13 protein-coding genes are annotated in these 15,799 nt (G+C 46.6%); 8 read left to right on the top strand and 5 right to left on the bottom strand.

What is annotated here, in order from left to right; translation table 11 throughout:
- Positions 1-1,202: 1,202 nt before the first annotated feature.
- The 4 genes from QUB12_RS22845 to QUB12_RS22830 all read left to right on the top strand — a co-directional run bounded on the left by QUB12_RS22845 (position 1,203) and on the right by QUB12_RS22830 (position 4,663).
- The gene (locus tag QUB12_RS22845) at positions 1,203-1,460 is read left to right on the top strand and encodes a hypothetical protein (protein WP_333040861.1); all 258 of its coding nucleotides are present in this window, start codon (positions 1,203-1,205) and stop codon (positions 1,458-1,460) included.
- Positions 1,453-2,676: a murein transglycosylase A gene (locus QUB12_RS22840; RefSeq protein ID WP_333143209.1), complete on the top strand. Its 1,224-nt coding sequence runs from the start codon at positions 1,453-1,455 to the stop codon at positions 2,674-2,676. The genes QUB12_RS22845 and QUB12_RS22840 overlap by 8 nt, the downstream gene beginning before the upstream one ends.
- Before the next feature lie 153 nt (positions 2,677-2,829).
- Positions 2,830-3,552, top strand: a complete 723-nt coding sequence (locus tag QUB12_RS22835) for a tetratricopeptide repeat protein (RefSeq protein ID WP_333143210.1) — start codon at positions 2,830-2,832, stop codon at positions 3,550-3,552.
- A gap of 223 nt (positions 3,553-3,775) precedes the next feature.
- A complete protein-coding gene (locus QUB12_RS22830; RefSeq protein ID WP_333308486.1) occupies positions 3,776-4,663 on the top strand; it encodes an ROK family protein in 888 nt (295 codons plus the stop codon).
- Positions 4,664-5,018: 355 nt separating this feature from the next.
- On the opposite strand, the gene QUB12_RS22825 is transcribed toward QUB12_RS22830, so the two are convergent.
- The 3 genes from QUB12_RS22825 to QUB12_RS22815 all read right to left on the bottom strand — a co-directional run bounded on the left by QUB12_RS22825 (position 5,019) and on the right by QUB12_RS22815 (position 8,619).
- Positions 5,019-5,441: a hypothetical protein gene (locus QUB12_RS22825; protein ID WP_333104639.1), complete on the bottom strand. Its 423-nt coding sequence runs from the start codon at positions 5,439-5,441 to the stop codon at positions 5,019-5,021.
- Positions 5,442-5,898: 457 nt separating this feature from the next.
- The gene (locus tag QUB12_RS22820) at positions 5,899-7,557 is read right to left on the bottom strand and encodes a CTP synthase (RefSeq protein ID WP_333143212.1); all 1,659 of its coding nucleotides are present in this window, start codon (positions 7,555-7,557) and stop codon (positions 5,899-5,901) included.
- Between the two features lie 105 nt (positions 7,558-7,662).
- Complete coding sequence (locus QUB12_RS22815) at positions 7,663-8,619, bottom strand: Rpn family recombination-promoting nuclease/putative transposase (protein ID WP_333308484.1); 957 nt, start codon at positions 8,617-8,619, stop codon at positions 7,663-7,665.
- A gap of 248 nt (positions 8,620-8,867) precedes the next feature.
- On the opposite strand from QUB12_RS22815, the gene QUB12_RS22810 reads away from it, so the two are divergent.
- The 3 genes from QUB12_RS22810 to cutA all read left to right on the top strand — a co-directional run bounded on the left by QUB12_RS22810 (position 8,868) and on the right by cutA (position 13,401).
- Entirely contained in the window at positions 8,868-11,474 is a 2,607-nt protein-coding gene (locus QUB12_RS22810; protein ID WP_333308482.1) for a VIT domain-containing protein, read from the top strand.
- Between the two features lie 254 nt (positions 11,475-11,728).
- Positions 11,729-12,628: a pentapeptide repeat-containing protein gene (locus QUB12_RS22805; protein WP_333308480.1), complete on the top strand. Its 900-nt coding sequence runs from the start codon at positions 11,729-11,731 to the stop codon at positions 12,626-12,628.
- A gap of 452 nt (positions 12,629-13,080) precedes the next feature.
- Positions 13,081-13,401: a divalent-cation tolerance protein CutA gene (gene cutA, locus QUB12_RS22800; RefSeq protein ID WP_333308478.1), complete on the top strand. Its 321-nt coding sequence runs from the start codon at positions 13,081-13,083 to the stop codon at positions 13,399-13,401.
- 67 nt (positions 13,402-13,468) lie between these two features.
- Here the strand turns inward: cutA and QUB12_RS22795 are convergent, their stop codons facing one another.
- Together QUB12_RS22795 and QUB12_RS22790 are read right to left on the bottom strand one after the other, a co-directional pair.
- Entirely contained in the window at positions 13,469-14,008 is a 540-nt protein-coding gene (locus QUB12_RS22795) for a DUF2231 domain-containing protein (RefSeq protein WP_333308476.1), read from the bottom strand.
- 50 nt (positions 14,009-14,058) lie between these two features.
- On the bottom strand, positions 14,059-14,337 hold the full coding sequence (locus tag QUB12_RS22790; RefSeq protein ID WP_333308474.1) for a hypothetical protein: 279 nt from the start codon (positions 14,335-14,337) through the stop codon (positions 14,059-14,061).
- A 211-nt stretch (positions 14,338-14,548) separates the two neighbouring features.
- On the opposite strand from QUB12_RS22790, the gene QUB12_RS22785 reads away from it, so the two are divergent.
- Positions 14,549-15,724 (top strand): FAD-binding oxidoreductase, encoded by a 1,176-nt coding sequence (locus QUB12_RS22785; protein WP_333308472.1) that lies wholly within the window; start codon positions 14,549-14,551, stop codon positions 15,722-15,724.
- The last annotated feature ends 75 nt before the right edge of the window (positions 15,725-15,799 follow it).

Raw genomic sequence — 15,799 nt, 5'->3', positions numbered from 1 at the left:
CAGGACAGCATGGTAAACTGAAACAGTCAGGGTTAAACTCCCTTGCCCGAAGTGAAACGGGACATGAGACACACTTTTAGGCATAAACCGGGGGACAAAGTGCGGCGAGAACACTCTAAACAGCCAAATCCAGCTAACCTAACTTTTTTACTGGGAATTGTTAAGTAGGGTAGGGCATACCCGAACTCTAGGCTCGTATCCTAGTACGCTTTTGGAGATAGACCCGCTGGGGTGTTTCTGAGTTAGGCTCATCAATTGGTGGTATCCCCACGGTTGAAAGGTTTAAGAATTGCCGCAAGGACAGAACATTTTAAGGTCAGTCGCTGAATTAAGAATCCCCTCGGCTTCAGCCAGGGGAGTGTCAACGTCAGGTACGAATTCCTGTGACATAATATGGTCTCCTGGTTTTTGGTTTTCCTAGAAAACCAAAAACCCAGCCGCCCCGCAGGTTAACACAGAGCAGGGCGGCTACAGAGAGTGTTAAAATTCTCAACTAGCCTCCATACTGCTTACTCAGTTTGGCGGTTAGCTGTCCATTGCTGTTGGTAGCAGCTTTGGGCAGTGCAACTAGATTTTTGAGCGACGTGGGCTGCTTCCTCTTTGAGGAAAGCAGCCTTATTTTCACAGCGTAGCCGCAGAGGGGGGCCGCCGTCAATCGATTTTAGATTTTAGATTTTAGATTTTAGATTGGGGTTTTCCTCCTGCAACTCAATCGATTTTAGATTTTAGATTTTAGATTGAGATTTTCCTGCAACAACTCTCTGGTCTCTCCCACCCTCCCCTTCTCCCCAGGGCTGCTTCATTCTCAAGAAAACGATGATTTTGACTCTTGTAGTGCTACCCCTACTCCCCGTGCCTACCCTCCCCATCCACGATTTGCTCGTGTTTCAGAGATTGGGGCAGCCACGGGGGGCTGCCCCTACAAGAGAATGAAACAGCCCTGCCCGTCTCCCCTTCTCCCACTCTGCCACTCTCCCCCCTCTCCCTCTCCCCGTCCCTCGACCCAGCCTACTAGATGAGGGAATGCGCCGAGGAAGATGTAAAATATGGAATCGTTCCAAAAGCTTAAAATCAAAAAACTAAAATACAGATATGCCTAGAACACAAGTGCGAATATTCCTTGCACCTGTTGCTTGAGGGCGACCACATCAATTTTAGATTTGAGATTTTAGATAGTCCTCCAACAACTCTCCCCATCTGCTATGCCTAGAACACCCAGCGAATATTCCGTGCACCTGCTGCTTGAAGGCGGCCATCGCGAAGAAGTACGTTTCGCAACGCTGCAAGATTTTCAAAAGTGGTACAGCAGTACGCTGGTGCCGAAACAAGATTCAAGAGAATTTCTTAATGTCCCGATTAAAAATATTCAAGGCGAATACATGGTAGTTCGGCCTACCAGCGTTCTCGCAATTCGCGTAGAACCGATATTTACTTCTAGCGTCGAACGATTCGATGAATAAGGAAAATAATCAATTCAGTAGGGAAGATTGGAAATTGAGCAAGATTTTTCGCTATCAGCTATTAGCCATTGCCTGTTGCGTTTTGGCGATCGCTTTTTCGGTGCCCGCCGTTGCAGTTCCATCGCTGCAACCAATGACTGTAAATCAATTACAAGCGAGTGGGTTGGAGTCGATCGCCTTTGACGCTCAAATCTGGGGCGAAAATGGCAAACCGGGCGATAAAGAATTGCTGTTAAGGTCGATCGACCACAGCCTCCGCTATCTCAATACATCGGCCGCCGCCAGCGCTTACAGCCGCTATCCAGTCGCAGGAGTTACGCGCGATCGAGTCCGCCGTTCCCTCGATCGATTCCGCCAATTAGTTGTCAGTTCCACAACGCCAGCACAACTTCAGGAATCAGTCAAGCGCGAATTTGTATTTTACAAATCCACGGGCAAAGACGGCAAAGGAACAGTAGCATTTACAGGTTATTTCGAGCCGACTTACGCAGCATCTCGCACGCCGAATTCCGAATACCGTTATCCCCTGTACCGGATGCCGCCAAACATGGCATCTTGGCCGAAACCTCACCCGACAAGATTGCAATTAGAAGGCGCAGATGCTTTGCAGGCAAGTAAAGGATTGCTGCGAGGATTAGAATTAGTTTGGTTGCGCGATCGATTCCAAGCATTTCTCGTGCACGTCCAAGGTTCTGCGAGATTGCAACTAACAGATGGTAGCGAGATGACCGTCGGTTTTGCAGGCAAAACCAGTCACAGTTATACAGGAGTCGGGCGAGAATTAGTTAAAGACGGAAAGTTTACTTTAGAAGAGTTAACTTTGCCGAAACTAAGGGAATATTTTACCAACTTTCCCGCAGATATGAACAAATATTTGCCTAAAAATGAAAGCTTTGTATTCTTCCGGGATAGTAATGGAGCTCCAGCCACAGGAAGCATTGGAGTGCCAGTAACTGCCGAAAGGTCGATCGCCACCGACAAAGCTTTAATGCCACCCGGTGCACTAGCATTAATTAGTACAAAACTCCCTTATCCGAATGCGGCGGGACAACTCGAACAAAATGCCGTGAATCGGTACGTTTTGGATCAGGATACTGGCGGCGCAATCAAAGGCGCGGGGAGAGTTGATGTATTTATGGGAACGGGGGATTTAGCGGGCGATAGGGCCGGTTATATCAACTCAACTGGAGAACTGTATTATCCGCTTTTAAAGTAGATTAATTCTACTTCACGTGATTGTTAGTTGTGCGTCGCAATCCCGGACACGGCACTGCCGTGTCCCTACAGACATCGCCGACAATCTCGATGTAATCCTACTTTTGATAATTGCTATAAAATAGAAAATACCCCACTCCTCCCAACCCCACAAATGCTAAACAAAATTCTGCAATTCTTCAAACGACTAATTCAGCGGCTGTTCGGAACCCCAACCAAACCCTCCCCGCCTTCGGAAAATACCGCCATCCGCCCAACATTAACTGACGCGGAATACGAATCGAAATTCATGGAAATTCTAGAAGGGGTGAATGCTGGCTGGAGTCGAGGGGATGTAGCGGGATTCTTAATCGCAAAACGCCTTAAAGATGGTGAAGTGGCTGCTTGGCTGCGACGGTTTGGGCAAAGATTGTTAGAGGGGGAAAACCTGCAGGGCGGGCACGGGGGCACCGCCCCTACGGATGCGGTGGCATCGCTTCAGGAATTGGCGCAGCGGCTGGTATTGTTAGGTAGAATTGGCAGCGGGGAATTGTCAGAGGTGGCGCGGCAAATTGGGCGGGAGATATTGACACGGTTTCCGCTGCCGGAGGTTGAGGAGGAGGATACAAAGGGGAGGGTGATTGAGGCGGTGTTTGTTGGGGATGGTTTGGGTTTTTCTGGGGAAGTGAATCGCAGAGGCGCTGAGGCTGCGGAGGCAGAATCGGAAGTTAATGTAGAGGCGAAAGCGTGGTGCGAGAGAGGGAATGAGCAGTATAATTTAGGAAGATTTGAAGAGGCGATCGCATCTTATAACCAGGCAATTGCTCTCCAACCAGATTATCACGATGCTTTGCACAACCGAGAGGTAGCGCAACGTAAGTTAGGCGAAATTAAATAGGCGAACTCGCTTGTCTCCCTAATTTTTGCTACGTATTGCGATCGGTATGATACTATTGAGAATTAAGCGCAGTTTTCGTCGCTAATTATTATACACTAAAATAGGACTTTTAGGACTTCAGTCCTCACTAAACACTGAATTTGTAAGGTGCCAAGGCGGATAACACAAAATATTTATCCTATTAAAATTAATCGCAAATTCTTCCATCCCAAACCCAAATTGAATGACACAAGTAATCGGCATTGACTTAGGCGGAACCGCCATTAAACTCGGCAGATTCAGCGAAGACGGCATTTGTCACCAATCCTTAACTGTTCCCACCCCTCAACCCGCAACGCCAGAAGCCGTTGTAGCTACAATGACCGATGCTATTTTACAACTTAATCCGGTCGAAAATGCTGTAAGTGCGATCGGCATCGGTACTCCAGGCCCCGCAGACGCCGCCGGCCGAATAGCGAGAGTAGCAATTAACCTCAAAAACTGGCATAACGTCCCCCTAGCTGACTGGTTGGAAGCTAAAACCGGACTGCCGACAATATTAGCAAATGATGCCAACTGTGCCGGATTGGGAGAAGCTTGGTTGGGCGCAGGAAGGCACTTTAAAGACCTAATTTTAATAACTTTAGGTACAGGAGTCGGCGGCGCAGTTATCCTAGACGGCAAACTATTTGTAGGTCATCAAGGCGCGGCCGGAGAACTAGGATTGATTACTATAAATCCCGACGGCCCGGAGTGCAACAGCGGCAATCGCGGTTCTTTAGAACAGTACGTTTCGGTGCAAGCAATTCGCCGAGAAACGGGTTTGGAACCCCTAGAATTAGCAAATCTAGCTAAGTCTGGAGATGCCAAAGCTTTAGAATTCTGGCAAAATTACGGGCGCTATCTGGGTATCGGTTTGGCAAGTATAATTTATATTTTGACGCCGGAAGCTATTATTATCGGCGGTGGAATTAGTGCAGGTGCAGAATTTTTCTTGCCGCAGGTTCGAGAAGAAATTCAGCAACGTGTACTGCCGACTTCTCGCGAAGATTTACAGTTATTGGTTGCTGAATTGGGCAATCAAGCAGGGATGGTAGGGGCAGCAAAATTAGCTTGGCAGCTTGTTCAATAGTTAAAATTAAAAAAAGCAGCGCATTTTACTGCGCTTTTTTACTAAAATTAGAGTGCAACCTAAGCACTTTAGCTAAAAAAAAATAGAAGGAAGGTGAGGAGTTACTAAACATAGTCTCCTTCATTGTTCATGCTTCTAAACTAATGACTAATGACTAATGACTAATGACTAATGACTAATGACTAATGACTAATGACTAATGACTAATGACTAATGACTACTGACTACTGACTAATGACTACTGACTACTGACTAATGACTACTGACTACTGACTAATGACTACTGACTAATGACTAATGACTAATGACTACTGACTACTGACTACTGACTACTGACTACTGACTAATGACTTCTTCATGGCAGAGATTGTCCAGTCGTATTTTTAATGTATTCCTGAATTTCTTGATAAGTTTCCGGGTTGCTTTGGCGCAGGATAATAATATTAGTTGCGCTGTCAGGCAGGCAAAAGCTTAGCCGACCGTTCTGTTCGCAAGCAAAAGAGCTAATTCGACTCATATCGATCGCAAATTCTTTGCGGTCATAATTAATTTTAATCCACGAACCTCTAGAATTGCGATCGATGGTTTTTTTTAGGTAATCGAGAACTTGCTTGTAAGCCTCCGAATTGCCTTGGGGATTGAGGATAATCGGCTGACTGCTATTAGGCAGCCAAAAGGTGATACGCTTGTTATCCAGTTCGCTAGAAAAAGCACTAATAGTGTCAAGGTCAATTATGTATGTACTTTTCTCATAAGTAATTTTGCTCCAATAAGCCACAAAGCCTCCTCAAACCTGTGTTTCCTGGTATTTTAGGATAGTTTGACAACTGCTACCATTTTAGATTTTAGATTGTAGATTTTAGATTGGGCATGACTGATGACTATCTGGGTTGGGAAGTTGCCTAAAGTTGCATTTTTTGGGGAAACTGGTATCACCCTGGAAATCCGTAAAAAGTTAAGTAAAAATATATCAGCATTTTTACCTTCTGTCTTCTGCCTTCTCCCTTGTGGTACTAGCCCCCCAGCCCTAGCATAGGGTTGGGGGGGAGGTTTTTCACTCGTTGAGAATGCTGCCCGATATCTAGTCCGGTAAGTGCGACCCCTATCAAATCCTATTGGTCTGTTGGGTGGGTTTTGTAATGTCGATAGTCGGGGCGATTTGAATATTGTCTACTCGGAACCGCCCCTACAGACATCTAATATATCAGAACTAATCGATCGCACATGATATGAGATCAGTTTGCGACAACTTTCCCAGCCACCAAGTCGCGACCCTCATCTTCTAAAACATCCTGCTTTCCCTGGATGCTAGCGGCCTGGATAAACCCTTGAAACAATGGGTGGGGGGCGCTAGGTCGAGATTGGAATTCGGGGTGAAATTGGCAGGCTATGAAAAAGGGATGGTTGGGAAATTCGATCATTTCTACCAATCGGCCGTCTGGAGATGTACCGGAGACTGCATAACCTGATTCTAAGAAAAGATTGCGGTAGGCGTTGTTAAATTCGTACCGATGGCGGTGCCGCTCGTAAATCACTTCTTTCTGATAAAGTTTGAAAGCTAGCGTGTCTGGGTTGACACGGCACGGATACAAACCCAGTCGCATTGTACCGCCCAAATCGACTACATCTTGCTGTTCTGGCAATAAATTAATTACCGGATTTGCTGTATCTGGGTTAAATTCAGCGCTGTTGGCATCCTGTAGTTGGGCGATGTTGCGCGCCCATTCAATCACAGCACACTGCATCCCCAAACACAATCCCAAAAATGGAATTTTGTGGTGTTTAGCATATTCGATCGCCGCTATTTTGCCGTCAACTCCCCGAACCCCAAAACCTCCCGGTACAACAATGCCGTTGATACCTTTGAGATAATTATCGAGGTTTCCCGATTCTAAATCTTCTGAGTTAATCCAGTGTAAATTCAGGTCGCAGCCGATCGCAATTGCCGCGTGCCGCAAAGCTTCGACCACCGAAAGATAAGCATCGTTCAACCGCACGTATTTGCCAACTAAAGCAATATCAATTTTGTGATTGGGACTGTAAAGCCTGTTGACTAAAGTTTGCCACTGATGCAAATCTGGCTGGCGATGTTCGAGTTGCAGCAAATTGAGGGTTTGTTGGGCCAAACCTTCCTGTTCCATCATCAGCGGCACTTCGTAGATACTTTTAGCATCTTGAGCGGTGATGACACATTCTTCGGGGACGTTGCAGAATTCCGACAATTTCTGTTTCATGCCCAAAGACAGGGGGCGATCGCACCGACAGACTAAAATATCTGGTTGAATGCCGATCGATCGCAATTCCTTCACCGAATGCTGAGTCGGTTTAGTTTTCATCTCCCCAGCCGAAGGAATCCAAGGTATCAGCGTGACGTGCATATACACAACATTTTGCCGGCCGACATCCTTGCGAAACTGGCGAATTGCCTCCAAAAACGGCAAAGATTCAATATCTCCCACCGTTCCGCCAATTTCCGTAATCACCACATCGGGATTAGTATTTTTTGCTACCCGGTGAATTCGCTCTTTAATCTCGTTAGTGATGTGCGGAATCACCTGCACCGTGCTCCCCTGATACTCACCGCGGCGTTCTTTGTTGATCACCGCTTGATAAATGGAACCCGTGGTGACGCTATTGAGGCGAGACATGGAAGTATCGGTAAAACGCTCGTAGTGCCCCAAATCCAGGTCAGTTTCCGCACCGTCTTGCGTGACAAAGACTTCTCCGTGCTGAAACGGGCTCAGAGTGCCGGGGTCAACGTTAATATAGGGGTCTAGCTTCAAAATCGAGACAGAATAGTCCCGCGACTTTAATAGGCGGCCCAAGGAAGCACCGACAATTCCCTTGCCGATGCTGGAAACCACGCCGCCAGTCACAAACACAAATTTGCTCATAGGATTTTCGACTTTAGATGCTTCAATGTCAGGTCAGACTCAAATGTGACATAGGTAATCCATAAGGGCAACCACGGGGGATTGCCCCTACACCCATTTGACCCATCATTGACGATTGTTATGTGCTTGCAACCAAGCTGTCAAATCTGACAAGGTGGCAAAGTCTAATACAGCCTCTCCTAAACTCTCTAATTCCTCAACGGATAACTGACTTATACAGGCTTGGAGCTCCGGCGACAGTGCGCCTACACTACGTTCCAACTGGCGAGTAATTAATCGCAAATTCCCTTGTTTGATACCTTGCTCGATACCTTGTTCGATACCTTGCTCGATACCTTCTGCAAGGGCTATTTTGGTAGCTAGACTAATGGAGCCACGCTGGTCTTGAATGAAGATTTCTCGCTTCTCTAAATCATCTAGTTCCTGAGCATTTAGATTCGCTCTATTGGCAATTTTAAAAGCCTGTTTCAGTTCCTGTACATTTTCCAATTCTTCTGGAACAGACTGTAAAGCTTGAGCTGTTTTCATGAAGTATATCCACTTATCGGTCAAGGTTTCTAATTCATCTAGTCCCTTGTTGAATTTTGGTAACTCCACAAATACCAGCTCAAATTGATCCGCTAGATAATCTACTAAAAATGTCTTTTCTTTGAAGATGAAGTGCGAAATCACTGTGTCCATATTCTCAAACATTTTAAAATCTGTAATTGTCAGAGCAATCACAGGGTTTAAATTGCTGTAGCCACTTCCTGTGCTTAGCTGCATTGAATAAGTTTTAGTTGCATTATACAAAACCCGCTGCTGAAAGTATTCTACATTCAAAACCTGCATTTCAATAATCACAGTTTTGTCACCAGTAATCTTGGCTTTAACATCCAAGTAAGTATCTTTGATGCCTTTAATGTTTGGAGCTAAATAGGGGTCGATAATTTCTAAATCTTCGATAACGGGCTGTGCTTCGTAGAGGAGAGCATTTAAGAAACTAATCAAAATGTCTTTACTGTCATCCGAGCCGAATATTTTTTTAAAGGCAAAGTCGGTTTTGGGGTTGATAAAATTCATGGTAATTACAATTTATTAGGGTTTCAGGGGTTTCGGTTAGAGCTATTTAACTGTCGTCTAACTTAATTATACAATCTTGCAGGTTGGGCTCGATCGCCCGTTGGTGAAGCCCTCGAAGAGGATCGACCAAACCTGCTCGTTTGTGCAGCCCGTTTCTTCATTTTTCCCAAAAAGCTAACTCAGGAACGTTTTGCAAAGGGTAAAGTCATGGTAAACAAAGCACCTCAAGTCTGCTAAAAACAACAGCTATGAAGTTTGTCTGCGTTCTATCCCCTCAACGGTTGCTTTCTGCTGGTATCGCATTGATCGCGGCGATCCTCTTCGAGGGCTTCGCTAACGAGTGCGGCGCGTGGCTCGCTCCCAATGGGGCGCGGGCCAAGGCTCTTGGGGAAAATTATTCGTCTGTGTCGCCGAAAATCCTCGCTAGTAACGATGTTAATTGCAATGGCGGACGATCGCCACAAAATCGGTGTCCTGTCGGCGGTTTGTTCGTCAAAACTCCCAATACGACCTCAGAACAAGTCTTTCCTCTCAAGCAGACGGAAGTTAAAGCCAAAATAGCTGGCAATATCTCCCGCGTCGAAGTTGTTCAGAAGTTTGAAAATCCTTTTCCCGAATCTATAGAAGCTGTTTATGTATTTCCTTTGCCCGATGAAGCGGCGGTGGATGATATGGAAATTAAAATAGGCGATCGAATTATTAAAGCTGATATCAAACGCCGCGAGGAAGCTGTGGAAATGTACGAACAAGCCAGAAAGCAAGGCCGGAGTGCTGGTTTGTTGGAACAAGAACGCGATAATATTTTTACTCAGTCTCTGGCTAATATCAAACCGGGAGAAAAAATTGAAGTTACGATTCGCTACACGGAAAGTCTCAAGTTTGTCGGCGGCGATTACGAATTTGTGTTTCCAATGGTGGTAGGGCCGCGCTATATTTCGAGAAATTCGACCCCCCCCAACCCCCCCTTACTAAGGGGGGGCGATTCTCAATTCCCCCCCTTAGTAAGGGGGGGCGATGCTCAATCCCCCCCCTTAGCAAGGGGGGGGCAGGGGGGGGTTAATACCGATGCCGATCGCATTAACCCGCCTGTCTTGCCTCCAGGAACGCGATCGGGTCACAATATTGCTGTTTCGGTAGAAATAGATGCCGGAGTTGCGATCGGCGATGTCCGCTCTACTTCCCATCAAATTACAACTGACCGCAGGGGAAATATTGTGCAAGTCCAATTAGCCAATTCTGACACAATTCCCAATAAAGATTTAATTTTGCGCTATCGAGTGGCGGGCGAAAATACACGGGCAACTATTTTGACTCAATCCGACCAGCGGGGCGGTCATTTTGCTACTTATTTGATTCCGGCATTAAACTACCAAACTAATGAAATTGTACCTAAAGATGTCGTGTTTCTGATGGATACTTCCGGTTCTCAAAAGGGCGAACCACTAGCAAAATCTAAGGAGTTGATGCGCCGCTTCATCCAAGGACTGAATCCCAACGATACTTTTACTATTATTGATTTTGCCAACACTACGCAAGCGCTTTCAACTACTCCTTTAGCGAATACGGCAGAAAATCGACAAAGCGCAATTAATTATATCGAAAAGTTGCAGGCTAACGGAGGCAGTGAACTGCTTAACGGCATTCAAGCAGTGATGAATTTTCCGGCGGCGGCTACGGGAAGGCTGCGGAGTATTGTATTAATTACGGATGGTTACATTGGTAATGAAAATGAAGTGCTGGCTCTGGTTCAGCAGAGTCTGAAACCGGGAAATCGACTTTATAGTTTTGGTGTCGGCGGTTCGGTGAATCGGTTTTTGCTCAACCGTTTGGCGGAAGTGGGAAGAGGCACGTCTCAAGTAATTCGTCAAGATGAACCGTCAGCCGAAGCAGCAGAAAAGTTTTTTAGTCAAATTAATCGTCCGGTATTGACTAATATTCAAATTAGTTGGGAAGGAATGGGGGAAAAACCGGAGATTTATCCGATCGCACCCCCAGACTTGTTTGCGAGTCAGCCGCTGGTTTTGTTTGGCAAAAAGACCGATCGAACTAACGGCCAACTTCGCATCCGCGGCACTCTTGCCGGCGGCAAAGCTTACGAGCAAGTTTTACCGGTTAATTTTGCTCAATCCGGCGGGCGGCAGCGGGAGTCTACTTCAGTCGCCGCAACCGCTACGGATTTTGGCAATCCGGCGGTAGCTCAACTTTGGGGGCGATCGCGCATTAAAGATTTAATGAATCAAATGTTTGGTGGTGAGACTAAATCTCTGGTGGAAGCTGTGACTAATACTGCTCTGACTTATCGTTTGCTGTCGGAATACACGGCTTTTGTGGCTGTGAGCGAAGAAGTGCGAGTCGAACCCGATGGAACTCGTCGCCGAGTGCAAGTGCCTGTAGAATTGCCGCAGGGTGTCAGCTATGAGGGTATTTTCGAGTCGGGAGCGGCAGAGCCAACTAGAGGCGGCACTCGCAGCGTTACCTCGAATCGCAACTCGGCACCGGTGAGTCCAGCTCCTGCTATGGCGCCGCCGCGAGGTTACGGTGAGTTGCAACCATCGCAGCCAAAGGCTTCTCGCCTGCAAGTAGTTAGCGTCGAAGGGTTGGATGCAGGGGCGATCGCGGCTTTGACTCAATACCTGCAATCTGTTAATCTCCCGGCGGGGGTTAGCGGTGAAACGGTATGGAAGTTATTGGTACAAGACGGCCGCGTTGCCCGATTGGCGATCGACACTAAAACCTCGACGCTGCAAGCAACAGACGCCGTAGAGGCTCTCAATAGGGCCCTGAGTTCCTGGCAACCTCCCGCAGGATTCAAGGGCACGGTGCGCCTGAAGTTGCGAATAACGGTCGATCCTTAAGCAACGAGTATCTATGTCAAGAAACATTAACTTTTAATTCAAAAATACCGAAAGCGCGATCGCTACCCCGTGGAAGATATAAAATCTTTATTAAGAGATTGCCTTTAAACAGAAAGTGATGTTATTGGGATTTATACAGTTTGAGGCAAACGCTGGAACAGTCTAATTTCTGAAACAGTCTAATTTCTGAAACAACCTTAAGATTAGAGATTTCTCGATCGAAACCCCCCCAATCATAGAAGGTATCACGCCCTATGGAAGTTAGCGAACTGCTCAACAATTACGAAAAAGGAGAAAGAGACTTTACTGGAGCCGACCTCAGCGGGAAAGACCTCAGCGGAGCAATCTTAATCGGAGTCAACCTTTCGCGAGCTAATCTTTCCGGGGCCAACCTCAGTAGAGCGTTTCTCACCAAAGCAACACTTAAAGGTGCACTGCTGCACAGAACAAATCTGAGTTTTGCCAAAATGGGTGAAACCCAACTCTCAGGTGCAGATTTGACAAAAGCCAATCTCAGCGGTGCTTTTTTGGTAAAAGCAAAAATGCCCAGGGTAAAGTTAAGCGGCGCAACTTTAACTGGCGCAAACCTGCGGGGTGCTGTGTTGTGGAATGCGAATTTGTGCAGCGCCGACTTGCAATTAGTTAACTTGCTTGGCGCTAATCTGACGGCAGCTAATTTTAAGTGGGCCAACCTTTACGGTGCAAGGCTCAACAGTGCAAAACTTTTTGGAGCTCAATTAACCGGAGTCAGTCTGCGGCGAGCGCAGTTGGCAGGGGTGAATCTCTGCGGTGCAGATTTAAGCGGTGTTAACGTCAGTGAAGCTAAACTGATGGGAGCTAATTTGGAAGGCTCGAATTTGGCGGGTGCAAATTTTAGCGCGGCTCAGTTGCGGGGGGTGAAGTTGGCGGGTGCAAACTTAACCGGGGCTAAGTTGAGGGGAAGTTGTTTGAGAGGGGCAAATCTGAATTGGGCAAAGCTATGTCAAGCAGATTTGATGGCGGCAGATTTGAGCGAGGCGACGTTAATAGGAGCTAATTTAGATAATGCTTTGTTGGCTGGAGCTATTTTGCCGGAATCTACTAGGCGCTATTTTTCTTTAGCTGGGGCGGGCAGAGTCAATTCTTGGGAAGTTACGGAAATTAAAAATGGGTAATGGGGAATGGGGAATTGGTAATTGGGAATATCAAATCTGGTAACTACGCAATTATAGGTGAGTGTCAGCGTCCCGCTCGCACTGCTTTAAAATCAATCGACGCTCTCGCGCACAAAGAAACCGGGTTTTTTTACCGAGATTTAGGGTTTAAACTTACATCTTGCACATTTCTCCAGAACAGGCAAGATGCCTGTTCCACAAAGAGTGAATTTTCTTGTGGGGTGGGCATCCTGCCCGCCCATAAAAGGCTTATTGAGAATAGTGCAATATCTCAGTTTAAACCAAGTATTTTGGTTGAAAAACCCGGTTTCTCGGCATCGGTGCGTAAGTCCTATAATTATTAAAAGTGGCAGATATCCGCGCCGGAGGTAGCCTGGGCCGTTTCCCTACAAGTGACTAAGCTCAAGGTTTTCTGTTCAAATCAATTATTTAATCTCAAATCTAAAATCGTTATGACAATTAATTTTGGGGTGGTGCTGGTAACTGCGGCATCGGAGGCGGAGGCGGAAAATATTGCTAAAACTCTAGTTGAACACAAGCTGGCTGCTTGTGTGAGTTTGTCGCCAATTCGCTCTATTTATACTTGGCAAGGCGAGATTCATGCCGAGTCAGAGTGGCAGTTGCTGATTAAAACTGATTTGGCTAAATTTGAGGCTTTAAAAACAAAAGTTCAGGAACTCCATTCCTATGAAGTTCCCGAAATTATTGCTATTCCTATTATCGCTGGCAGCGATGCTTATCTCAATTGGCTGGGACAATCTTTAAGTTTGTAGTCAACACTTTAGTCCTAAATTATCCAATGAAGAGGGAGTGAAGTCCCTACTACAAATGGTCAGACACCTAGGAATTATGACTCGTAGGGCCGATGACGCCGATTTTGTGGCGAAAACTTAGTTCGCCGCCGAACCAGCCTGTAATGCCCAGCAAGGTTGCCACGACGATCGATATTGCTAAACCTGTATATACGATCGGCTCAGCCGGATTTCCTTGTCGCAACACCAGGTTAATCAGGGTAAGTACCATAACCGCCACATTGCCGCCCATGTGCAACCAACCGGCACTGCGATCGCGCACTCTTTTAACTTTGAAAAAATCTAAAAAGCCTGTGATTGCGGCCAAAATCCCCGCAGCAAAACCGACACCCATCAGCCAAACCGAAGCTCTCGCCCAAAACGGATCGCTTGTCAGCCAATAACCGATGTCCGTACCCGCTGCTCCTACTAAAAAGGCTACCGGAAAGATGACGATGATGGGGTGGATGGGATGGCCTGCAATTGAAAGCGTACTCGTAATGCCGGCGTCGCGGTACTCTGCGTCGTCACTTTCGAGAATCGGCGGAAGATTGGGATAGGGCGTACTATTTCTGGGATTTGTTTCCATGATTTCTCTGATAACTTTTGTACAACAAAGCCGTTTTTATTGGATTGAACTTAATCCCAAACCCGTTCGCCATTTTCGTCAACGCGGGCCTGCCGAATTACGTCGGAAATTTCCTCGGCGTCTTTGACGTGGTGCAAAGCTTTCTTTTCCCCATCCGGTTCTTCGACGATCACATAAGTTGGAACTGTAACAACATCTCCCGTGATATCCGGCACGTGGTCAACTGCCAGTTGCTTGGCTTTTTCTTCGATGGTTTGCGGTTCGTCGGAAATACGATCGCCCGGATTGACCGTGCGCTCCATATCTTTGCCTGGTTTGTCGATACTCATAAAAACCTCTCTGGTATTTCTAATTTTTTGCTGACTCTAATTCCTACTATTGAACGAAAAATCTCTCTACCTAAACATCTCCCGACGGGTGGAAGTTTCAGTTAGGGCGATCGCAGGCAGCCTCTTCCTGTAGGTAGAGGTTTTTCGATTGGTTCCGAAAAAACCTAAGCTAAAATCTAAGCATAATATTTTCCTTCCCTTTGAGTTCCCCATGAAAAGTTACGATTGGATTGTTGTCGGCGGTGGCATTACGGGTGCGGCACTGAGTTACGAACTGGCAAAAAAAGGTTTTGCTGTGCTGCTTTTGGAACGAGATGCTACCATGCAAAATGCTACTCGTTTTAGTTATGGCGGCTTGGCTTATTGGTCGGGAACGACTGATTTAACTCGGCAATTGTGTCGGGAAGGTATCGATCGCCACCGCAATTTATCAGCGGAATTAGCTGGTGATACTGAGTTTCGCGAGTTGGATTTGTTGCTGACAATTGATGCGGGTTCCGATGCCGAAAAAGTGGCGGCTAATTACGCGCAATTTGCGATTGTTCCGCAGCTTTTGAGTGTTGCAGAAGCTGGTGAGTTGGAACCTTTGTTGAATAAAAGTGCGATCGCCGGAGCTCTGACTGTGCGTCACGGTCACATTTCGCCGACGGCCACAAATAAAGCTTATTGTCAAGGGTTTCTGCGGTTGGGAGGAACTATAGAATTTGCTGAAGTAATTGGGTTTATAGAAGAGGGAAATCGGATTTCGGGAGTCCAGACGGTACAGGAAATTTATACCTGCGAAAATACGGTTATTTGTGCTGGAGGTTGGAGTCGGAGTTTACTGAAGCTGGCTGGTGTTTCTGCGGGAGTTTATTTTACTCGCACCGAGATTTTGGAAACTGCACCTGTGGATTTGAAACTCAGGACTTTGGTGATGCCTGCGGTATTAAAACGTTTTGAATTGGAAGCTGAATCGAGTAGAAATGAGGTGGATTTTCTTTGGGATGAACCTGGTAAAGAGTTACAGCCGCCGATTTTAGATTCTGGTGCCATTCAGTTTAATGATGGCAGTTTGCGGATCGGGCAATTGTCTCGCACTTTGAGCGATTTGAATGCTAAAGTCGATCGCGAAACCAGCGAAACGGCAATTCGTGCAGCAATCGGCAAGGTTTTGCCTGATTTGGCAGGTTTATCGGCAACTTGGCACGAGTGTAGTGTGGCATTCAGCGCGGATAATTTGCCTGTAGTGGGGCCGATTGCCGATCGCCCTGGATTGCACGTTTTTTCCGGCCTCAGCAATCCTTTGACTATTGTACCTGCTTTGGCTGAGCGATTTGCTAATGTGGCGGGGGGAGAAGAAGATAGGGCGATCGAGCTTTTGTCTCCCAGTCGGTTTATCGCATAAGGAAGAAGGAAGAAGGAAGAAGGAAGAAGGAAGAAGGAAGAAGGAAGAAGGAAGAAGGAAGAAGGAAGAAGGAAG

Source organism: Microcoleus sp. B7-D4 (assembly GCF_036705125.1).
Lineage (GTDB): Bacteria > Cyanobacteriota > Cyanobacteriia > Cyanobacteriales > Microcoleaceae > Microcoleus.
This window is presented reverse-complemented; position numbering and strand designations above follow the sequence as displayed.